Genomic DNA, 20,365 nt, shown 5'->3' with positions numbered 1-20,365 from the left:
ACTCGGGCGTCATACGCCCGTAACCAGCCGTCCGCCAGCGGATCGAAAGTCAAAGCTTGGCAAGCGACACGGGCCTGATGTTTTCACTTCTTGAACGCAATAACCCTCGCAAGCCGCCAGAATCGCTCATCTGAGCGGCATGCAGCACGCCTGATTTCGATCGATGAACGATCAAGGGGTGGCACTGAGTGCCACCCCTTGGAGAAGTGCAGTCGCCCAAGATCCGCTCATTCGAGCGCGACCCCTATCAAGCGTGGCGAGAATCACGCTGCCACAGCGCACCGGATTTCACCATGCGGACGAGTTTCGGGACCGCAACACGGACGTCATACGCCCATGGCCAGCAACCGCTCCTCGACCCGCTCGGGCGCGTACAGATGCTCCACGACCAGCGCACCCGCCCCGACCAGCCCGGCCCGCTCGCCCAGCCGCGAGGTCACGACCTCCAGGCCGGCGGTGGAGCGCGGCAGCGCCCGCTGGTACAGCAGCTCCCGGACACCGGTGAGGAAGGGAGTTCCGGCCAAATCTCCGGCGATCATCAGGACCCCGGGGTTCAGCAGGGTCACCACGGTCGCGAGTACGTCCCCGACGTGCCGTCCCGCCTCCCGCGCGAGCGCCGCCGCCTCGGGGTGCCCGGACGCCAGCAGGTCCCGCACGTCCGAGCCCGAGGCCGCGGGCACCCCGGCCGCCGCCAGCCGACGGGCCACGGCACCGCCGCTCGCGACGGCGGCGAGGCAGCCGTAGGAGCCGCACCGGCACAGCGCCTCCGCGCCGGCCGGCACCCGGATGTGGCCGAGGTCGCCCGCGCCGCCGTCGATGCCCCGGTAGACCGAGCCGTCGACCACGACTCCGGCGCCGATGCCGGTCGACACCTTGACCAGCACGAACGCCGAGCAGTCGGGGTGGGAGGTGCGCTGTTCGCCGTAGGCCATGAGGTTGGCGTCGTTGTCGACGAGCACCGGGACCGGGCCCGCGCCGGCGTGCTCGGTGAAGGCTCTGGCGAGGCGGCCTCGTATGTCGTAGCCGTCCCAGCCGGGCATGATCGGCGGCTGGACCACCCGGCCGCTCTCCAGGTCGACCGGGCCCGGCACGGCGAGCCCGATCCCGCAGACCTCCGCCGCCCGCTGCCCCGCCTTCTCCAGCAGCTCGGCGAACCAGTGGCCCAGCTCGCCGAGCACGGCGTCCGGGCCGTCCTCGATCACCAGGGTGCCGCTGTGCTCGGCGAGGATCTCGCCGGTCAGGGAGAGCACGGCCGCGCGCGCGTGGCGGGTCTCCAGATCGGCGGCGAGGACCACGGCGTGGGCGTCGTCGAACTCCAGGGTGATGGAGGGGCGGCCGCCCAGCGGGGAGTCCACGGGGCCTCCGGCACCCTCGCGCAGCCAGCCCGCGCGGAAGAGCCGGTCGAGGCGCTGGCCGACGGTCGCCCGGGACAGTCCGGTGGCCTGCTGGAGCGCACCGCGCGTGACGGCTCGCCCGCTGCGGACCAGTTCGAGCAGATCTCCGGCGCCGGTCTGACTCCGTCCACCCATGCGCACCCCCTTGTGTTTCTCAACTCTGCATTACATATTGAGTTTTGCGTGTTAAATAGACGTAACCCTACGGTAGCCCTGACCGAACCGGTCAGCCACACGTCTTTCGGGGAGCCCCGAGTGGATCGCACTGCCCAGCTCATCAGCCGTTCCGCGGAGCGCTCGATCGCATACGATCCGCCGGGTTCGCCGCCTTCCCTGCACGTGAGGGCGGCGCGGGTGCTGGAGGGCAACTGGACCGGCGCCTCGACGGTCCCCTCACGCGGTCTGTACCCGCACCAGTGGTCCTGGGACTCCGCCTTCATCGCGATCGGCCTGCGCCACCTCTCGCCGCTGCGCGCGCAGACGGAGCTGGAGACCCTGCTGACGGCCCAGTGGGGCGACGGGCGTGTCCCGCACATCGTCTTCAACCCCTCCGTACCGCTCGACGCCTACTTCCCGAGCCCCGACTTCTGGCGCTCCTCCACCGCGGGGCGCACGGCGGGCGCCCCGCGCACCGTACAGACGTCCGGCATCGTGCAGCCACCGGTCCACGCCCTGGCCGCGTGGCTGGTCCACCGCGCCGACCCCGGTCTGTCCCGGGCGCGCGGCTTCCTGGCCCGGGTGTACCCGCGTCTGGCCGCCTGGCACCGCTATCTCCTGCACCGCCGGGACCTGGGCGGCGGCGGCCTCGCGTCCGTCGTGCACCCCTGGGAACAGGGTATGGACAACAGCCCCGCCTGGGACCTCCCGCTCTCCCGCGTCACCCCGGCCCCGGCCCGCTCCTTCCGCCGCGCCGACCTCGACCACGGGGCGGCCGAGGACCGGCCGACGGATCTGGACTACGGACGGTACGTCCGGCTGGCGACGGACTACCGGGACGGCGGATACGCCGATGGCGCGGGCGGGTTCGCCGTCGAGGACCCGGCCTTCAACGCCTTGCTCATCGCCTCCGAGCACGCCCTCGCCCGGATCGCCGCCGAGCTGGGCGCACCCGGCACGGCCCGGCACGCGCGCGCGGAGCGGCTCACGGAGGCTCTGGTGGGGCGGCTGTGGGACCCGGCGAGCGGGATGTTCCTGTGCCGGGACCTCAGGGCCCCCGCCCCGGACGGCCGCGGCACCCTGATCCCCGAACGCGGTGTCTCCGGACTGATCCCGCTCCTCCTCCCCGGCCTCCCGCGGACCATCGTCTCGACCCTCCTGCACACCGCGTCCGGCCCCCACTTCGGCCTCGGCACCACCACCCGCCTCCTGCCCAGCTACGACCTCCTCGGCGAGGCCTTCGACCCGCACCGCTACTGGCGCGGCCCGGCCTGGTTCAACACCGCCTGGCTCGTGGAGCGCGGGCTGCGCACCCAGGGGGAGCTCCAACAGGCCGACGCGCTGCGGCAGTCGGTCCTCGAACTCGCCGAGGCGACCGACTTCGCGGAGTACGTCGACCCGTACACCGGCGAGGCCTGCGGGGCGACCGGCTTCAGCTGGACCGCCGCGCTCGCGCTCGACCTGCTGCACAGCGACACCACAGTCACGGCGGACATGGAACTCAAGGGAGGGAACCGGCGATGACGGACCGGCATCATCTGCTCGTGCACGGCGGGACGTTCGCAGCCGTGGGGGACAGCGGCGACATCAGCGGCGTCCGGAGCGCCGGCAGTTCCCCGGACGGGTTGTTCGTCCGCGACGCCCGGCACCTGAGCCGCTGGCAGCTCACGGTCGACGGCGCGGTACCGGAAGCCCTGTCGCCGGTGGCCGACGGCGACACCGCGCGCTGTGTCCTCGTCCCGCGAGGCGGCCGCCAGGAGCCCCCCGCGCACACCCTCTTCCGCGAACAGGCGGTGGGGGACGGCTCGTTCGTCGAATCCCTCCGGATCACCAGCAACCGCCCGGTACCGACGACGGTCCGGCTCGCGGTCACCGCGGACGCCGACTTCAAAGACCAGTTCGAACTCCGCTCCGACCACCGCACCTACACGAAGACCGGCGCGACCCGCACCCGCGAAGTCCTCGACGACGGCGTGGAGTTCGGCTATCAGCGCCGCGAATGGCGTTCCTGTACGACGGTGACGGCCGACCCGGCGCCGGACGGCGTCGAGGAGACGGGCACCGGAGCCAGGCGCCTGGTCTGGACCCTCGACCTGGAGCCGCACGGCACGGCCGAGCTGACCCTGCGCGTGATGGCTCGCCCGCACGGCGACCGGCGGACCCGCCGGGTACCGAGCTCCCCCGCTGCCCTGAACCGTCAACTCCTTGCGATGGAGGGCGAGTTCGTGGAGGGCGTGGCCTTTCCGACCGGCTGGCCCGAGCTGGCCGCCGCCTGCGCCCGCGGTCTCGCCGACCTCGCCTCGCTCCAGGTCCCGGCGACCGGCCCGGACGGCGAGGAGCTGCGCGTCCCGGCCGCGGGAGCTCCCTGGTTCCTCACCCTCCTCGGCCGCGACGCCCTGCTCACCGCGCTCTTCGCCCTCCCCTACCGCCCCCAGCTGGCCGCCGCGACCCTGCCCGCGCTCGCCGCGACCCAGGCCACCGAGGTCGGCGCGGCCTCCGTGGCCCAGCCCGGCAAGATCGTGCACGAGGTGCGGCACGGGGAGCTCGCGCACTTCGAGCAGGTGCCGTACGGCCGCTACTACGGCTCGGTCGACGCGACCCCGCTGTTCCTCGTCCTGCTCGGCGCCTACGTGGAACAGACCGGGGACGCCGCCCTCGCCCGGCGCCTGGAGTCCCATGCCCGCGCCGCGATCGGCTGGATGCTCGACCACGGCGGCCTCACCTCGCGCGGCTACCTCGTCTACCGCGCCGACCAGGGCGGCCTCGCCAACCAGAACTGGAAGGACTCCCCGGGCTCGATCTGCGGCGCCGACGGGACCCGCCCGACCGGCCCGGTGATGGCGGCGGGCGCCCAGGGGTACGCGTACGACGCGCTGCGCCGGACCGCGTGGGTCGCCCGCACGGTGTGGGAGGACGAGACGTACGCGGCCCTCCTCGAACAGGCCGCGGCGGATCTGCGGGACCGCTTCCAGCGGGACTTCTGGATGCCGGACCGCTCCTTCCCGGCCCTCGCACTGGACGGAGAGGGCGGCCAGGTCGACGCGCTGGCCTCCGACGCCGGGCATCTGCTGTGGTCCGGGCTGCTCGACAAGGAGTACGGCGAGCTGGTGGGCCGGCGCCTGCTGGAACCGGACTTCTTCTCCGGCTGGGGCGTACGCACCCTGGCCTCCGGCCAGCCGGCCTACCACCCGCTCTCCTACCACCGGGGCTCGGTCTGGCCGCACGACAACGCGCTGATCACGCTGGGCCTCGCCCGCTACGGCCTGCACGACGAGGCGCGGGCGGTGGCGCACGGGCTGGTGGACGCGGCGACGGCGACCGGGCACCGGTTGCCGGAGGTGCTGGCGGGGTACGGGCGGGAGTCGCACGGCGAGCCGGTGCCGTATCCGCACGCGTGCGTGCGGGAGTCGCGGTCCGCGGCGGCCCCTCTTGCCTTGCTGACGGCGGTCGGCGGCGCCTGATCGGAGGGGAGGACCTGTTGGCCAGGCGTTTGCCCGGTGTTTGCTCTGGCCGGTGAACTGTGGCTCGAAGTGGGCCGTACGGGACTGTGGCGGATCCGAGACCCCATATCGGGTCCGCCTTCCACCACGGACCGTACGGAAGGACCCTCGGGTGTCCGAGACCCTTGCAGAGAGCACGTCACCCGAGGTCGAGGCGGCCGACACGGACCAGCCGTCCCCGCGCGCGAGGTTCGTCCGGTGGCGGGAGGCCCACCCCACCGCCGTACGGAACGTGCGCTGGACCCTGAACATCCTGGCCGCCCTGCTCGTCCTCGGGGCCCTGCTCCTGCCGAACAAGATCGCCTACCTGCAGCCGCGGGCGTTCGTGCGGATTCCGGCCGAGGCGATCATCGGGGCGGCCGTGATGCTCGCGCTGCCGCGCTGGCCGCGGCTGGTGGTGGCCGTGGTGTCGGGCGCGGGGCTCGGCGTGATGACGATCCTGAACCTGCTCGACATGGGCTTCAACGACTACCTCGGGCGGCCCTTCAATCCCGTCCTCGACTGGGAGCTGCTCAACGACGCGCAGTCGTACGTGGCGGACTCGATGGGCGGGGCCGTGGCGGTCGCGGCCGTGATCGGCGTGGTCGTCCTCGTGCTCCTGGTGCCGGCCGTCATGACGCTGGCGATGGTCCGGCTGAGCGGTCTGCTGGTCCTGGACCGCCGGGCCGCCACCCGGGGCACCCTCCTCGCCGCCACCGTCTGGGTCACCTGTTCCGCCCTCGGCCTCCAGGTCCTCGGCATCCCGCTGGCCTCCGAACACACCGCAGCGCTCGCCGCGCTCCAGGCCAAGCGGGTGGTGTACACCGTGCGGGACGAGGCGGACTTCCAGAAGGTGGCCAAGGCCGACGCCTTCGGGAACACGCCGGGCGCCCAGTTGGTGCCCGACCTGCGCGGCAAGGACATGATCTTCACCTTCATCGAGAGCTACGGGCGCAGCGCCGTCGAGGACCCGGGCATCGCGCCCGGCGTCGACAAGACCCTCGACACGAGCACCGCGGCCCTCGCGAAGGCCGGCTTCCACGCGAAGAGCGGGTGGCTCACCTCGGCGACGTACGGCGGCAGCAGCTGGCTCGGCCACTCGACGACCCTCTCCGGCCTCTGGATCGACAACCAGCAGCGCTACCGCACGGTCATGGCCAGCGACCACCTCAGCCTCACCAAGGCCTTCAAGAAGACCGGCGACTGGGACACGGTCGGGGTGATGCCGGGCGTCCAGAAGGGCTGGCCGGAACAGAAGTACTACGGCCTCGACAAGGTCTACAACGCCTTCCAACTCGGCTACCAGGGACCCAAGTTCAGCTGGTCGACAATGCCCGACCAGTACGCCCTGGAGGCCTACCAGAAGCGGATCCACAGCAAGAAGCGCGACAAACCTTTGATGTCCGAGATCATCCTGACCTCCAGCCACCAGCCCTGGGCCCCCATCCCGAAGATGGTCGACTGGAACGACCTCGGCGACGGCTCGGTCTTCAAGGCCATCCAGAAGGCGGGCAACAAAGCCTCCGACATCATCGCCGACCCCACCCGCTCCAAGCAGGAGTACGGCAAGTCCATCTCCTACTCGGTCACTTCACTGACCCAGTGGCTGGAGCGCTACGGCAACGACGACACGGTCCTCGTCTTCCTCGGCGACCACCAGCCGATCGCCCGGGTCAGCGGCGAGAACGCCAGCCGTGACGTGCCGATCTCCATCGTCGCCAAGGACCCCAAGGTCCTCGACAAGATCACGCCCTGGAACTGGACAGACGGCCTCAGGCCGGCCCACAACGCCCCCGTCTGGAAAATGAGCTCCTTCCGAGACCGCTTCTTGAGGGCCTACGGCTCAACTCCGCACCCGTCCGAGGGGTGACGTGCCGGGTTCGGTTGTGGTGCGGCTGCGGGTCCGTCGTGGCTGGTCGCGCAGTTCCCCGCGCCCCTAGGGGGTTGCAGTCGCCCCGGTCAGGATGGGCCGTTCGACACCTTCCCCCGCCACGACCGCGCGCCGGGACGGGCCGGTAGCCGCGTACGGCGGCAAGGGGACGGGGTGGGGGGTGTCCGCCCGCAGCGGCCGGCGTCCGTTACCGAGCCCTGCTCAAGAAGCAGCTACCGCCGGACCGAGGACGGATACCCCCCACCCCGGCCCCGACTCACCCACCAAACCGCACGCGCTACACAAGCCTCCACCGGGGCCGCGCAGGCCGCCGCAGGCATCCAGGGGCGCGGGGAACTGCGCAAAAACGCCCGCCCCCACACACCCGACCCCGCCCCCGCCCCCTCAGCCCCCCGACGTCTCCAACTCCGCGTCCTCCCCAACCCCCGCACAGTCATACGGATCCTTCAACCACCCATCCGGCAGCACCACCCGGTTGTTGCCCGACGTACGCCCACGCGGCCCGTCCGCCCCCGTCGGCCACGGCTGGTCAAGGTCCAACTCATCCAGCCCCGACCGGAGTTCGGACAGCGACGACGTGATCGCCAGCCGCTTGCGCATCTCGCTGCCGACCGCGAACCCCTTCAGGTACCAGGCCACATGCTTACGGAAGTCGATCACCCCACGCGACTCGTCCCCGATCCACTCCCCCAGCAGCGTGGCGTGCCGGACCATGACGTCGGCCACCTCCCGCAGCGAAGGCCGCGCGATGTCGTCCGTACGCCCCTCGAACGCCGCCACCAGATCCGCGAACAGCCACGGCCGGCCAAGGCAGCCCCGCCCCACGACCACCCCGTCGCACCCCGTCTCCCGCACCATCCGCAGCGCGTCCGACGCCGACCAGATGTCCCCGTTGCCGAGCACGGGAATCTCCGGGACGTGCTCCTTCAGACGGGCGATCGCGTCCCAGTCCGCCGTGCCGCCGTAATGCTGCGCGGCCGTCCGCCCATGGAGCGCGATCGCCGTCACCCCCTCCTCGACCGCGATGCGCCCCGCGTCCAGATAGGTGAGGTGATCGTCGTCGATGCCCTTGCGCATCTTCATCGTGACGGGCAGGTCCCCCGCCCCGCTCACGGCCTCCCGCAGGATCGCCCGGAGCAGCGGGCGCTTGTACGGCAGCGCCGAGCCGCCGCCCTTGCGCGTGACCTTGGGGACCGGGCAGCCGAAGTTCAGGTCGATGTGGTCGGCGAGGTCCTCCTCCGCGATCATGCGGACGGCCTTGCCGACGGTGGCCGGGTCGACGCCGTACAGCTGGATCGAGCGCGGCTTCTCGCTCTCGTCGAAGTGGATCAGCTGCATGGTCTTCTCGTTGCGTTCGACCAGCGCCCGAGTCGTGATCATCTCGCTGACGAACAGGCCCTTGCCGCCACTGAACTCCCTGCACAGCGTGCGAAAGGGCGCGTTGGTGATCCCGGCCATGGGGGCGAGGACGACGGGGGGCTGGACGGGGTGCGGACCGATCTGCATTCCCCCATTGTCACGCATCCCTCGCGGCGGCCGACACGGATCGTGCACGGATCATGCATTAACCATTAGTTAGACGCACTATTGAAATCGGCGTACGATGGAGCGCATGCCCGAGCTCAGCCCTCGCCGACGCATGCTGGTCCTCGCGATCTGCTGTATGAGCCTCCTGATCGTGAGCCTCGACACCACGGCCCTCAATGTCGCCCTGCCCGCCATGCAGCGGGGCCTGGGCGCGAGCACCGCGGGCCTCCAATGGACGATCGACGCGTACACCCTGGTCCTCGCCTCCCTGCTGATGCTGGCCGGCTCCACGGCCGACCGGATCGGCCGCAAGCGCGTCTTCATGGCGGGCCTGATCGTCTTCACGATCGGCTCCGCGCTGTGCTCCGCCGCGCCGAACCTGGAGGCCCTGGTCGCCTTCCGGATGGTGCAGGCGGTCGGCGGCTCGATGCTCAACCCGGTCGCGATGTCGATCATCACCAACACCTTCACCGACCCGCGCGAGCGGGCGCGGGCGATCGGCGTGTGGGGCGCGGTCGTCGGCATCTCGATGGCCGCGGGACCGCTGGTCGGCGGGGTGCTCGTGGACTCGGTCGGCTGGCGCTCGATCTTCTGGGTCAACCTGCCGGTGGGGCTCGCGGCCCTGCTGCTCACCCTGCGGTACGTCCCCGAGTCCCGGGCGCCCAGGGCCCGCCGCCCCGACCCGGTCGGACAGCTCCTGGTGATCGCGCTGTTCGGCTCGCTGACGTACGCGATCATCGAGGCGCCGTCCTCGGGGTTCTCGTACGTCCTGCCCTTCGCCCTCGTGGCCGTCCTCGCGCTGGCCGGGCTCCTCTGGTACGAGCCCCGGCGTGACGAGCCCCTCATCGACCTGCGGTTCTTCGGGTCCGCGCCCTTCAGCGGGGCCACGGTGATCGCGATCAGCGCGTTCGCGGGTCTTGGCGGGTTCCTGTTCCTGTCGACGCTGTACCTCCAGAACGTCCGGGGGCTGGACGCGCTGCACGCAGGCCTGTGGATGCTGCCGATGGCGGTGCCGATGTTCCTGTGCGCGCCCCTCGCCGGGCGGCTGGTGGGGAGCCGGGGGCCGAGGCTGCCGTTGGTGGTCGCGGGGTTCGCCATGACGGTGAGCGGGGTGCTCTTCGCGGCCTTCGACGCGGAGACGTCCGACGTGACGCTGCTCCTCGGGTACCTGTTGTTCGGGATCGGGTTCGGGTTCGTCAACGCGCCGATCACGAACACCGCGGTCTCCGGGATGCCGCGCGCCCAGGCCGGGGTCGCGGCGGCCGTCGCCTCCACCAGCCGTCAGCTCGGGCAGACGCTCGGGGTCGCGGTGGTCGGAGCAGTGTTGGCGTCCGGGCTGAGCTCCTCGTCGTACAAGGAGAAGTTCGTGTCCGCCGCGGTGCCGGGGTGGTGGATTCTGGCCGGCTGTGGGCTCGCTGTACTGGTGCTCGGCACGGTGACCAGCGGGGCGTGGGCCCGGCGGACCGCTGAGCGGACGGCTGAGCGGCTGGAGTCGGCGGAGGTTCGCGAGGCGGCGGGGGTCAGCGCGTAGTTTGGCGGCTGACGGCCGGTGGGGGCTTGTCGCGCCCACGCGGCGGAGCCGCATATCGATGCAGCCCCGCGCCCCTGAGTCGGTGACCTCAGCCCAGTCGACTCAGTACCGTTCGCTCCACCGCGGGTACGAACCTCTGACCCGCCACCGCCAGCCCGATCGCCACCCCGACCCCCGCCCACGCCATCGGTCCCAGCGGGGTGCAGCCGAGCAGTTGGCTGACGCCCGGTGTCTCCACCACCGCGAACAGGACCGCCGCCGAACCCAGGGACGTCACGCGGACCAGGGGACTCTCCCGGCGGTCCGCGAGGGTCTGGGCCAGCTGCGTGCCCACCACCGCGCACAGGGCCATCGTCGTCGAGCGGCGGGCCGTGCCCGGGGTGAAGCGGCCGATCAGCCAGGCCACGGTGGCGCCCAGGCAGGTGGTGATCGCGCGGTCGCGGATCTGTCGGGTCAGAGCGGCGCCCAGGATCGCGTCGACCGAGGGCTCGTCCTCCGCCTCCGTGGGTTTCTCCGTCGGTGTCACCGCCACGGCCATCGCCGGGAACAGGTCGGTGAAGAGGTTCACCAGGAGCATCTGGCGGGTGGACAGGGGCGCCGCGCCCGACAGGAGGGTGCCGAGGATGCCGAAGCCCACCTCGCCCGCGTTGCCGCCGATCAGGATGGCGATGGCGTCGGCGACGGAGTGCCACAGGGCGCGGCCCTCGCGGACGGCCTCGATGAGGGCGGTGAGGTCGTCGCCAGTGAGGACGAGGTCGGCGGCGTTGCGGGCGGCGGCCGAGCCGCGGGCGTTGATGCCGACGCCGATGTCGGCGGCCCGGATGGCGGCCGCGTCGTTGGCGCCGTCGCCGACCATGCCCACGACCCGGCCCGCGTCCCTGAGAGCCTCGACGACCTGGAGTTTCTGCTCGGGCGCGACCCGGGCCACGACATCGGCGTCGCGCAGCATCCGGGAGCGGGCCGAGCGGTCGGCGGCGGCCAGTTCGTCGCCGGTGACGACCGTGGCGTCCTCGGGCCAGCCGAGGTCGGTGGCGATGGCGTGGGCGGTCTGCGGGTGGTCGCCGGTCAGCACGACCGGCCGTACGCCCGCCTCGCGCAGTCCGTGCACCAGGTCCGGGGAGGTGTCCCGGGCCACGTCGGCGAGGGCCAGCAGGCCCACGAACTCCAGGTCCCGCAAAGGCTCTTCGAGTACGGCCTCCCGGTCGCCGTCGCTGTCTCCGTCGCCGTCGCCGTCGCCGTCGCCGTCGAGCGGACGCCTGGCCACCGCCAGGACGCGCAGGCCGTCGCGGGCCAGCGACTGGGCCCGGTCGGAGGCGTCGGCGGGGAGGTCGGCGCAGGCGGGCAGGACGGTCTCCGGGGCTCCCTTGAGGACCAGTACCGGGGAGCCGTCGCCGGGGTGTCCGACCGCGGCGGCGTAACCGCGGCCGGCCTCGAAGGCGAGGCCCTCCAGCTGGGTCCACTCCTCGTCGGGGGCGGCCGCGTCCAGGACGGCCTCGTCGGTGGCGTGCGCCGGGCGCTGCCCGGAGTCGCCGTCGAGCTGGGGACAGGCGCGGGCCGCGATGCGCAGCGGGCCGTCCGCGCCGGGCTCGTCGGGGGTGTGGACCGTGCCGTCCGCGCCGGTGACCCGGACCAGGCGCAGCCGGTTCTCGGTGAGGGTGCCGGTCTTGTCGAAGCAGATGGTGTCCATGCGGCCCAGGGCTTCGAGGGTGCGCGGGGCGCGGACCAGGACACCGTGCGCGCTGAGCCGGCGGGCGGCCGCCAGCTGCGCGACCGTGGCCACCAGCGGCAGCCCTTCCGGTACGGCGGCCACCGCGACCGCGACCCCGCCGCTGACCGCCTGGCGCAGGGGTGTGCCGCGCACCAGGGCGAGCCCGGTGACGGCGGCGCCGCCCGCCATCGTCAACGGCAGTGCCTTGCGGGTGAGTTCCTGGAGCCGGGCCTGGACTCCGGCGGCCGCCGGGGTACGGGCGGCGAGCGCGACGGCGCGGGCGGCCTCGGTGCGGTCGCCGGTGTCCACGACGACCGCGCGGGCGTTCCCGGCCACCACGGTCGTCCCCTCGAAGACCATGCAGTGCCGTTCGGCGACGGGGGCGCGCGGGCTCGGGTCGGTGGACTTGTCCACCGGAAGGGACTCGCCGGTCAGCGCGGACTCGTCGACCTCCAGACCGTCCTCCCACAGCAGCCGGGCGTCGGCGGGCACGACGTCGTCCAGCGCGAGCTCGATGACGTCCCCCGGGCTCAGCCTGGCGGCGTCGACCACATGCGGTTCCGCGTCGTCCTCGTCCGCGACCCGGGCCTTCTGCTTCTGCTGGGCCAGCAGCCCGGACAGGGCCCGCTCGGCGCGCAGCCGCTGGAGGCCGCCGACGAGGGCGTTCAGGTCGAGGGCGCCGACCACCAGCAGCGCGTCCATCACGGACCCGAGGATCGCCGACGCGGCCGAGCCGACCGCCAGGACGGGGGTGAGCGGGTCGTCCAGCTCGCCGCGCACGGCCCGGGCGAGCTGCGCCGACCACCTGGCGGGGGCCAGCACGGGCAGTCGTACGACGGCGTCGCCGGCGGTGCGGACCCGTGCGGTCGTCTGCTCGACGAGCGTCGGCTCCGGGGGTGCCTCCTGTTCCAGCCGGTCGCGTACGTCGTCCGGGTGCAGGGCGTGCCAGGCCACCCGGGGACGCGGGTGCGGGAGGCTCGTGGCGGCCACCCGCAGGGCGGCGCGGGTGCCGGTGAACAGGGCGACAGCCGCGGCCGCGTCGACGGGTGCGTGCCGGAGGCCGGGGATGGCCGTACGGCGTCGGCCGCGGCCCGACTCGCCGACGGCGACGAGGAGTCCGGACAGGGCGGCGCCCGAGCGGGCCAGGGTCTGGGAGCGGTGGCCGACCGCGCGGGCCGCCGGTACGGCGGTCAACAGCCGCCAGACGTCGGGCAGTCCGTGCGGGGCGAGGACGTCGGCGCCCCAGGCGACCGCGCTGCCGCCGTCGGTGAGGGAGACGGCCACGTCGCCGCGGAGGAGTCCGGCGACGACGTCGGCGTCCTGGGGGCGGGCGATGGTGAGCACACCGCCTTCGCCATCGCGGAGTTGGTCGACGATGTCCCGCAACGGACGCCCCGCGTCCAGGACTTGGTCGGCGAGGCCGGTGAAGTCCGCCAGCGCGGGGTCGTCCGGGACGACGACGCGGAGTCCGGCGCGGCGGGCCGCGTCCAGCACCGGCTCGGCCCAGGCGTCGGCGCCCGCGCCCGGGGTGCGCAGGGCGCTCGGGTGCAGGAGGACGGTGCCGACGGTCTCCAGCTGCCGCAGCCGGTCCGGGTCGCGCACCAGGACGCCGGAACGCGACAGGGTCGCGCTCAGTACCGCGTGGAAGGCGGCGGGGCCGTAGCGCGCGGCCTTGGGGGAACCCGCGAGGACGGCCTCGGCGGCCTCGGTCACGTCGTGTTTGACGAGGAGCGCGGCGACGGCGCCGCCGAGGCTGCCGGCCGAGGCGTGGCCCGCGTACTCCTGGGCGGGCGAGGGGCGCGGGGGCGGGCGCAGGGCCTGGTCGGCGGGCACGCTGACCCGGTCGGGGACGCACAGGTCGTCGTGGACCGTCTCGAAGGCGGCCGTCCGCACCAGGGCCTCGGCCAGCTGGCAGGTGCGCAGGGTGCCGTCGAGCAGCAGGGAGGTGGGGCTCTGGCCGGCACCGTGCACGGCGGCGTTCACGGCGGCCAGCGCCACGTCCGTCCGCGCGCTCCCGAGTCGCTCCCGCAGCCGGCCTCTGAAGCGGGGGTTCTCCCGCAGCAGCATCGTCACCGCGGTCACCGGCCGCGGCGAGGCGGGCAGCCGCAGCGCGGACCCGGTGACCGCGGCGGCGGCTCCGACGGCGTCGGCGGCGAGCGTCAGGGCGGCGGTGCGCACCGAGCCTGGGTCACCGGGATGGGCGAGCTCCTCGACGTCCTGGTCGTCCGCCACAAGGCCGTACCGCTCGGCGAGCACCGAGACCCGCTTCTCGACGCGCTCGGTGGCCACCCCCTCCACCGCGGTCACGACGAGCCGCTCGAGGCCCTCGTCCCAGTAGGCCAGCGCGATGTCGGGATGTTCGGCGAGGGCGGTGACGAGACGGCGGGCACGGTGTTCGGTGGGGGTGGAGCGGGCGCGGTGCTCCCGACCGTCCCCTCCGTCCGCTCCGGCCGTTCCGTCCGTCTCCGCGCGCAGCGCCATGTGCACCCGGTGGCCCGCTCGCCAGTGCGGGGACGCTCCCGGGAGGGCCGAGCGGGCGGCCCTCGTGGTGCGGGCCGCGAAGTCCGCGGTGCGTACCCCGGCCCGTGCCGTTCCGGCCACCGCTCCGGCGGCCGCGCCGACCGCGGCCGGCGTACCCCGGGCGAGCAGGCGCGGGCCGGCCAGGACAAGGCCCGCGGCGGCTGTCGTGAGTCCTCGGTTCATCGTTCGTCCTCAGTCGCCGGAGCGGGCACGGCGCGCGGTGGAGCCCCCGGGGCCGCGTGGGCCGGCCGGTGCGGCCGTCTCGTGCGGAGGGAGCCTGTCGGAGGGCGTGCGCGACGCGGAGGAGGGTGCCCCGGACGCCTGGTGGGACGCGGTGCCCGGGGTGCCGTGGGACGAGGCCAGCACCCGGGGGGTGGGCCGGGCGTCGTCGACCGGCTCCTCCCGCTCCCCCGGCCTCGGCTGGGTCAGCCACGCCACCGCCGCCCCGGTGACCGCGACGGGCCACTCGACGACGCCCGCGACACCGAGCACCCCGGCCCCGGCGTACACCGCGAGCCGCCGGCCGCGTGGGGACACCGCCCCGACCCGGTCCAGCGCTCCTCCGGCCACCCGGCCCACCGTCCCGGCCCCGGGCACCTTCCCCAGGACCGACACGGCCGCCCGCAACGGCTGCGGAAGCCCCTGCGTCGACGACGGTGACGGTGCCGGTGATCCTGCTACCTGCTGCGACGACTTCTGCTCGGCCATGACTCGCCTCGCATGTGGGGGGGTTCTGTTCGGAATGCCCGAGTTCCCCCACTCCGGACGGTCATCCCCCACGACGACGACGCGTTGCGAGCCCGCTCACGTCCGCGCGGCCGGCATCCTCTCCAGGGCGATCGCGTGCAGCCGCTCCAGCCGTCGCCGGGACTCCTCGTCCGCGGGCGCGTAGGTCACCATGCGCGGGCCCGCCTCGGGACCGAGCCACAGGTCGGTGTGGTCGACGCTGACATGGCCGACGTAGCGGTTCATGAACTCCTTGCGGCGGCCCCGGTGTTCGATGACCTCGTGCCGGTCCCAGACCTCGCGGAACTCCGGGGACTCGGTACGCAGCCGCTTCAGGAGCATCTTCCAGCCGGGCTCCGCGAGGTGGCCGGCCATGATGGCGCGGAAGCGGGCGGCCATCAGGCGCTGCGCCTCCGCCAGGTGGATGATCGAGGAGCGCCAGTCGTCGTTGGTGTAGGAGAGGATCATGCCGTTGCGGTCCTCGGGCGGCACCGCGTCCAGGTCGCAGAGCAACAGGCCGTAGGTGCGGTTGTAGGCGAGGATGTCGTAGCGGCTGTTCTGCACACAGGCCGGGACCGGATCCAGCTGTTCGAGTACCTGCCGGATGGCGGGGGTGATCGACGGGCAGGCGGTGGCCGGTGTCGGGTCGACCGCGCCGGCGAGCTGGAAGAGGTGCGAGCGCTCGCTCGGGTCGAGCAGCAGCGCGCGGGCGAGGGCGTCCAGGACCTGCACGGAGACCTGGATGTCCCGGGCCTGCTCCAGCCAGGTGTACCAGGTGACGCCGACCGCGGAGAGCTGGGCGACCTCCTCCCGGCGCAGGCCCGGGGTGCGGCGTCGGCGACCGCGGGGCAGGCCGACCTGCTCGGGGGTGAGGTGCTCACGGCGGTGGCGCAGGAAGGCGGCGAGCTCATGGCGCCGGACCGCCGAGAGGGACGCGGAAGCGGTCGCCGGTACGGCTGCCTCCTGGGCCATCGTCGTCATGCCTCCAGCCTGCCTGCATCGGGACCCTGTTGCCAGGTGGTTCTTCTACCAGGATAGGAAGACTCTGGTACCCGTCTCGCGGTGGGCGCAGGCTCGACGACGTGACCACCGAAACCACGACTCCACGCCCCCTCCGCGCCGCCGCGCCGGCCGAGCTGGGCGGCCTCGGACTGTTCACGGTGCTGCTCGCCGCGGCACTGCCCCTCATCGACTTCTTCATCGTCAACGTCGCCCTGCCCAGCATCGGCGCGGACCTCTCCGCGAGCGAGTCGGTCCTCGAACTCGTCGTGGCGGGTTACGGGTTGGCGTACGCCGTCCTCCTCGTCCTCGGCGGCCGGCTCGGCGACCTCTTCGGGCGGCGCCGGCTCTTCCTGGGCGGCATGCTGGCGTTCGGGCTGACCTCGCTGGCGTGCGGGCTCGCGCCCACCGCCTGGACGCTGGTCGCGGCGCGGGTCTTGCAGGGCGCCGCGTCGGCGGCGATGCTGCCGCAGGTCCTCGCCACCATCCAGTCGGCGACGACCGGGTCCCGCCGGGCGCGCGCGATGGGTCTGTACGGCGCCACGGCGGGCCTCGCCATGGTGGCGGGCCAGATCCTCGGCGGGGTCCTGGTGGCCGCCGACATCGCGGGCACCAGTTGGCGGGCGGCGTTCCTGGTGAACGTCCCGGTCGTCGTGGTGGGCCTGGTCCTCGCGGTCCGTACGATCCCGGAGACCCGCTCCCCCCGCCCCGAGCCGGTGGACGGCCCGGGCACGGTCCTGCTGGCGGCGACCCTGCTGGCGCTGCTCGCCCCGCTGACCGAGGGCAGGGCGGGCGGGCTGGCCGCTGTGGACCTGGCTGTCGCTGGCGGCGTTCCCGTTCCTGGCGGGGGCGTTCTTCGCGGTGGAGCGCAGGGCGGACCGCGGGGGCCGTACGCCTCTCGTGCCCCCGAGCCTGTTCGCGCTGGTGTCGCTGCGCCGGGGCCTGCTGCTGATCCTGCCCTTCTCGATGGGCTTCGCCGGGTTCATGTTCGTGATCGCGGTGGCCCTTCAGGAGGGCGCGGGCCGCAGCCCCGTCCAGGCGGGTCTCGCGCTGGTCCCGCTCGCGGTGACGTTCCTGTTCACATCGATTGCCGGGCCGCGGCTGATCTCCCGCTTCGGCACCCGGGTGGTGACCGCGGGCGCGCTGATCCAGGGGGTCGGCCTGGGCCTGATGATCCTGGCGGCGCGCTCCTCGTGGCCGGACCTCGGTCTGCTGCCCCTCCTGCCCGGCGGCGCGATCGCCGGAGTGGGCCAGGCGCTCCAGTTGCCCGTGGTCTTCCGGATCGTCCTGTCCGAGGTGCCGCCCGCGCGGGCCGGGGTGGGCAGTGGTGTGATGGTCACCACCCAGCAGGCCTCTCTGGCCCTGGGCGTGGCCACGCTGGGCAGTCTCTTCCTCGCCCTGGTGCCGGGCATGGGCATGCGGGACGCCCTGGTGACGACGCTCCTGGTCCAGCTGGCCGGGGTGGCCCTGACCGGCGTCCTGAGCCTGCGGCTGCCGCGCACGATCGACTGACCGGACCCGACCGGGCTCAAGTCCTGGCGAACGCCCCGTGAAGATACTGCTGTTGATGTTGTTCTTGCTGCACACTCCTAGCCGGAGGCGAGGCACATGTTGCAGATCAACACGAGCAGGGTGAGCCGCTGGGACCAGCACGGCCGCGAACACGTGGTCCAAGTGCAGCGCAAGGGCGCGCAACGCACGATCAGATGTGACACCTGCGGCTGGCACAAGGGAGCGCAGTTCCTGCCCTGGCTGAAGGCGGAGGAGCACCTGGCGGAGGCGCACCAGGCGACGGTGGACCCGTCGCAGACGTAGCGCGGTCAGGCCTTGAGGCCGCGCACCAGCAGGTCCACCAGCGCCGTGAACTCCTCTTGGACGCCGGGCAGTTCCCACTCCCGGGCGTAGAAGGGGTCGTGGAAGCGGCCGGTGGCCTGGAAGAGGGCCCGGGCCGTGACGGCCGGGTCGGCGACGGTGAACGTGCCCGCGTCGATGCCGTCCTGGACGACGCGGGTCAGCTGGTCGGTGAGCTCGGTGAGGTGCTCGAGGACCGCCGCGACGCTCTCACCGGCCAGAACCGAGTAGGTCGCGAACAGCTCCGGATCGTCGCCCGCCTTGCGGCGCTTGGCCTCGAAGAGCGCGGCGAGCCAGTCCCGCAGCCGGGACTCCGGATCGCGGTCCGCCCCGGCGATCGCGGCCAGCACGCCCGTCGTCCGGTCCAGCCACCGCTTCGTCACCGCCTCCCGCAGCGCCGCCTTGGTCCGGAAGTGCCGGTAGACGCTGCCATGGCTGACGCCGAGCGCGCGGGCCACGTCGACCACGGTGGCCTTGGCCGGGCCGTGGCGGCGCAGCACCTCCTCGGTGGCTTCGAGGATGCGCTCGGCGGTCAGGGTCTCGATGGTCGGCGGCATGCCTAGACGGTACCTGGCACGGCGTTCACCGCTGGACGGGTACAGCTCGACCGGCCTGCACTGCACTCACCAAGGGGCGCGGGGAACTGCGCGACCAGCCCCCACCGGCCCGCAGCGACCTACGACAGCCGCCGGCGTCCGGCAGCACGACGTTCACCGCTCGCTGTCCAGCATCGCCATCATCGGCGCCGCATACCGCTCCCCGGCCGCCGCGTCCGCGGGTACGGCGTCCTCGATGGCGGCGAGGTCGGCGGGCTCCAGGGTCACGTCCAGGGCGCCCAGGGCCTCGGCGAGCCGTTCGCGGGTCCTGGCGCCGACCAGCGGCACGATGTCGTCGCCCCGGGAGGCCACCCAGGCGATGGCGATCTGCGCGACCGTGACGCCCTTCTGTTCGGCGATCTTGCGCAGCGACTCGACCAGCGCGAGGTTGTGCCGGAGGTTGTCGCCCTGGAAGCGGGGCGAGTGGGCCCGGAAGTCGTTCGCGGCGAGTCGCCGGTCGGCCGTGAGGTGGCCGGAGATCAGGCCACGGGAGAGCACTCCGTACGCGGTGACGGAGATGCCCAGTTCGCGCAGGGTGGGCAGGATCTCCCGCTCGGGGCCCCGGGATATGAGCGCGTACTCGATCTGGAGGTCGGCGATGGGGGCGGTGGCGGCGGCCCGGCGGATGGTGTCGGCGCCGACCTCGCTGAGCCCGATGTGCCGGACCCAGCCCTTCTCGACCAGTTCGGCGATCGCGCCGACGGTCTCCTCGATCGGCACCTGCGGGTCGAGCCGGGAGGGGCGGTAGACGTCGATGTGGTCGACGCCGAGGCGCTGGAGGGAGTACGCGGCGAAGTTCTTCACCGCGCCGGGGCGGCCGTCGAAGCCGGACCAGCCGCCGTCCGGGTCGCGCAGGGCGCCGAACTTCACGCTGAGCAGCGCGTTCTCGCGCAGGGCGGCCGGCGCGGTGCGCAGTGCCTCGCTGATCAGCAGTTCGTTGTGGCCCATGCCGTAGAAGTCGCCGGTGTCCAGCAGGGTGACACCGGCCTCCAGGGCGGCGTGGAGGGTCGCGATCGACTCGGCGCGGTCCGTCTCGCCGTACATGCCGGACATGCCCATGCAGCCGAGGCCGAGGGCGGAGACCTGGGGACCGGTGGTGCCGAGGTTTCGGGTTGGCATCGTCATGCCGCCCACCCTGCCATGACAGCTGACAGATTTCAATATCTGTCAGCTGTCACCCGCCATCGGCGCCCGTCACCGGCTTCCGTCATCCGTCAGTGGTGGCCAGCTTGGCCCCGAGCAGCACGAACGACCCCGCGAAACCCCGCCGCAGCCAGGCCATCACCCGGGGCCGTGCGATCACATGGCTGCGGACCGAGGCGGCGAGCACCCCGTACCCCGCGAAGACCACGAAGGTCGCCAGCATGAAGACCCCGCTCAGGGCCAGCATCCGGGGCAGCGCCCGCGGCTCGCCCGGGTCCACGAACTGCGGCAGGAAGGCGAAGAAGAAGATCGTCAGCTTCGGGTTGAGGAGGTTGATCAGCACTCCTCGGACGATCACGCGGCCCGCGGACCGGGGCGCGCCGTCCTGGTCGACGTCGATGACCTCCTTGTCCCGCACGGCCGCCCAGGCCATGTACAGGAGGTAGGCGACCCCGGCGTACTTGACCGCCTGGAAGGCCACGGCACTGGCGTTCAGCAGCGCGGCGAGCCCGGTGACGGTGGCCAGGACGTGCGGCACGATCCCGAGGGTGCAGGCGAACGCGGCGACGACGCTCGCGCGCGGACCGCGGGAGAGACCGGCGGCGAGCGTGTAGACGACCCCGGTGCCGGGAGTGGCGACCACGACCAGGGTGGTGAGGAGGAAGGCGAGGCTCATGCGGGCCACCCTGTCGTCGCCGTGGACCGGGATACAGGGCCAATCGCCCACCGGGCAACAGGACCAATGTGCGGTCCGCCGTTCCGTTCGACACGCTTCACGGCAGCCCGGAGAATAGATCCTGTCGGCGTGCAGTCATCCCGGCGGCGCCTGCCGTCGGCCGTGCGG

General features: G+C 73.0%; 13 protein-coding genes and 1 pseudogene. 6 read left to right on the top strand and 8 right to left on the bottom strand.

The genetic code is table 11. The features are described from left to right. Positions 1–326: 326 nt before the first annotated feature. The gene (locus tag RKD20_RS29855) at positions 327–1,529 is read right to left on the bottom strand and encodes an ROK family protein (protein ID WP_424880394.1); all 1,203 of its coding nucleotides are present in this window, start codon (positions 1,527–1,529) and stop codon (positions 327–329) included. 120 nt (positions 1,530–1,649) lie between these two features. Between RKD20_RS29855 and RKD20_RS29850 the strand changes: the two genes are divergently transcribed. The 3 genes from RKD20_RS29850 to RKD20_RS29840 all read left to right on the top strand — a co-directional run bounded on the left by RKD20_RS29850 (position 1,650) and on the right by RKD20_RS29840 (position 6,899). After that, complete coding sequence (locus RKD20_RS29850) at positions 1,650–3,074, top strand: MGH1-like glycoside hydrolase domain-containing protein (protein WP_424880393.1); 1,425 nt, start codon at positions 1,650–1,652, stop codon at positions 3,072–3,074. Then, positions 3,071–5,011 (top strand): glycogen debranching N-terminal domain-containing protein, encoded by a 1,941-nt coding sequence (locus tag RKD20_RS29845; protein ID WP_424880392.1) that lies wholly within the window; start codon positions 3,071–3,073, stop codon positions 5,009–5,011. The genes RKD20_RS29850 and RKD20_RS29845 overlap by 4 nt, the downstream gene beginning before the upstream one ends. A gap of 151 nt (positions 5,012–5,162) precedes the next feature. Continuing rightward, complete coding sequence (locus tag RKD20_RS29840; RefSeq protein ID WP_424880391.1) at positions 5,163–6,899, top strand: CDP-alcohol phosphatidyltransferase; 1,737 nt, start codon at positions 5,163–5,165, stop codon at positions 6,897–6,899. Positions 6,900–7,304: 405 nt separating this feature from the next. Here RKD20_RS29840 and dusB read toward each other — a convergent pair whose 3' ends face one another. Further along, positions 7,305–8,426, bottom strand: a complete 1,122-nt coding sequence (dusB, locus tag RKD20_RS29835) for a tRNA dihydrouridine synthase DusB (protein ID WP_424880390.1) — start codon at positions 8,424–8,426, stop codon at positions 7,305–7,307. A gap of 106 nt (positions 8,427–8,532) precedes the next feature. Between dusB and RKD20_RS29830 the strand changes: the two genes are divergently transcribed. Further along, on the top strand, positions 8,533–9,978 hold the full coding sequence (locus tag RKD20_RS29830; RefSeq protein ID WP_424880389.1) for an MFS transporter: 1,446 nt from the start codon (positions 8,533–8,535) through the stop codon (positions 9,976–9,978). Positions 9,979–10,066: 88 nt separating this feature from the next. Here RKD20_RS29830 and RKD20_RS29825 read toward each other — a convergent pair whose 3' ends face one another. The 3 genes from RKD20_RS29825 to RKD20_RS29815 all read right to left on the bottom strand — a co-directional run bounded on the left by RKD20_RS29825 (position 10,067) and on the right by RKD20_RS29815 (position 15,913). Continuing rightward, on the bottom strand, positions 10,067–14,389 hold the full coding sequence (locus tag RKD20_RS29825; protein ID WP_424880388.1) for an HAD-IC family P-type ATPase: 4,323 nt from the start codon (positions 14,387–14,389) through the stop codon (positions 10,067–10,069). 9 nt (positions 14,390–14,398) lie between these two features. Further along, positions 14,399–14,914, bottom strand: coding sequence for a hypothetical protein (locus RKD20_RS29820; protein ID WP_424880387.1), 516 nt, complete (start codon positions 14,912–14,914; stop codon positions 14,399–14,401). A 96-nt stretch (positions 14,915–15,010) separates the two neighbouring features. Continuing rightward, positions 15,011–15,913, bottom strand: a complete 903-nt coding sequence (locus tag RKD20_RS29815; protein ID WP_424880386.1) for a helix-turn-helix domain-containing protein — start codon at positions 15,911–15,913, stop codon at positions 15,011–15,013. Positions 15,914–16,014: 101 nt separating this feature from the next. On the opposite strand from RKD20_RS29815, the pseudogene RKD20_RS29810 reads away from it, so the two are divergent. Both RKD20_RS29810 and RKD20_RS29805 read left to right on the top strand, forming a co-directional pair. Then, positions 16,015–17,443, top strand: a pseudogene (locus RKD20_RS29810) (MFS transporter). Positions 17,444–17,539: 96 nt separating this feature from the next. Continuing rightward, positions 17,540–17,746: a hypothetical protein gene (locus RKD20_RS29805; protein ID WP_424880385.1), complete on the top strand. Its 207-nt coding sequence runs from the start codon at positions 17,540–17,542 to the stop codon at positions 17,744–17,746. Positions 17,747–17,751: 5 nt separating this feature from the next. Here RKD20_RS29805 and RKD20_RS29800 read toward each other — a convergent pair whose 3' ends face one another. From RKD20_RS29800 to RKD20_RS29790, 3 genes are all read right to left on the bottom strand, one after another. Continuing rightward, positions 17,752–18,339, bottom strand: a complete 588-nt coding sequence (locus RKD20_RS29800) for a TetR family transcriptional regulator (protein WP_424880384.1) — start codon at positions 18,337–18,339, stop codon at positions 17,752–17,754. 153 nt (positions 18,340–18,492) lie between these two features. After that, a complete protein-coding gene (locus RKD20_RS29795) occupies positions 18,493–19,503 on the bottom strand; it encodes an aldo/keto reductase (protein ID WP_424880383.1) in 1,011 nt (336 codons plus the stop codon). Positions 19,504–19,585: 82 nt separating this feature from the next. Further along, positions 19,586–20,197, bottom strand: a complete 612-nt coding sequence (locus RKD20_RS29790) for a LysE family translocator (protein ID WP_424880382.1) — start codon at positions 20,195–20,197, stop codon at positions 19,586–19,588. Between the last annotated feature and the right edge of the window lie 168 nt (positions 20,198–20,365).

The sequence above is a fragment of the Streptomyces sp. SLBN-8D4 genome (assembly GCF_049739545.1).
Classification (GTDB): Bacteria; Actinomycetota; Actinomycetes; order Streptomycetales; family Streptomycetaceae; genus Streptomyces; species Streptomyces canus_C.
The sequence above is the reverse complement of the archived record's forward strand: the minus strand, read 5'-3'. Positions and strand labels throughout refer to the sequence as shown.

Excerpts from the sequence above, each read along its gene's own strand:
- RKD20_RS29855 (WP_424880394.1), bottom strand. The coding sequence starts at position 1,529 with ATGGGTGGACGGAGTCAGACCGGCGCCGGAGATCTGCTCGAACTGGTC.
- RKD20_RS29845 (WP_424880392.1), top strand. The coding sequence starts at position 3,071 with ATGACGGACCGGCATCATCTGCTCGTGCACGGCGGGACGTTCGCAGCC.
- dusB (WP_424880390.1), bottom strand. The coding sequence starts at position 8,426 with ATGCAGATCGGTCCGCACCCCGTCCAGCCCCCCGTCGTCCTCGCCCCC.
- RKD20_RS29830 (WP_424880389.1), top strand. The coding sequence starts at position 8,533 with ATGCCCGAGCTCAGCCCTCGCCGACGCATGCTGGTCCTCGCGATCTGC.
- RKD20_RS29825 (WP_424880388.1), bottom strand. The coding sequence starts at position 14,389 with ATGAACCGAGGACTCACGACAGCCGCCGCGGGCCTTGTCCTGGCCGGC.
- RKD20_RS29820 (WP_424880387.1), bottom strand. The coding sequence starts at position 14,914 with ATGGCCGAGCAGAAGTCGTCGCAGCAGGTAGCAGGATCACCGGCACCG.
- RKD20_RS29815 (WP_424880386.1), bottom strand. The coding sequence starts at position 15,913 with ATGACGACGATGGCCCAGGAGGCAGCCGTACCGGCGACCGCTTCCGCG.
- RKD20_RS29805 (WP_424880385.1), top strand. The coding sequence starts at position 17,540 with ATGTTGCAGATCAACACGAGCAGGGTGAGCCGCTGGGACCAGCACGGC.
- RKD20_RS29800 (WP_424880384.1), bottom strand. The coding sequence starts at position 18,339 with ATGCCGCCGACCATCGAGACCCTGACCGCCGAGCGCATCCTCGAAGCC.
- RKD20_RS29795 (WP_424880383.1), bottom strand. The coding sequence starts at position 19,503 with ATGACGATGCCAACCCGAAACCTCGGCACCACCGGTCCCCAGGTCTCC.
- RKD20_RS29790 (WP_424880382.1), bottom strand. The coding sequence starts at position 20,197 with ATGAGCCTCGCCTTCCTCCTCACCACCCTGGTCGTGGTCGCCACTCCC.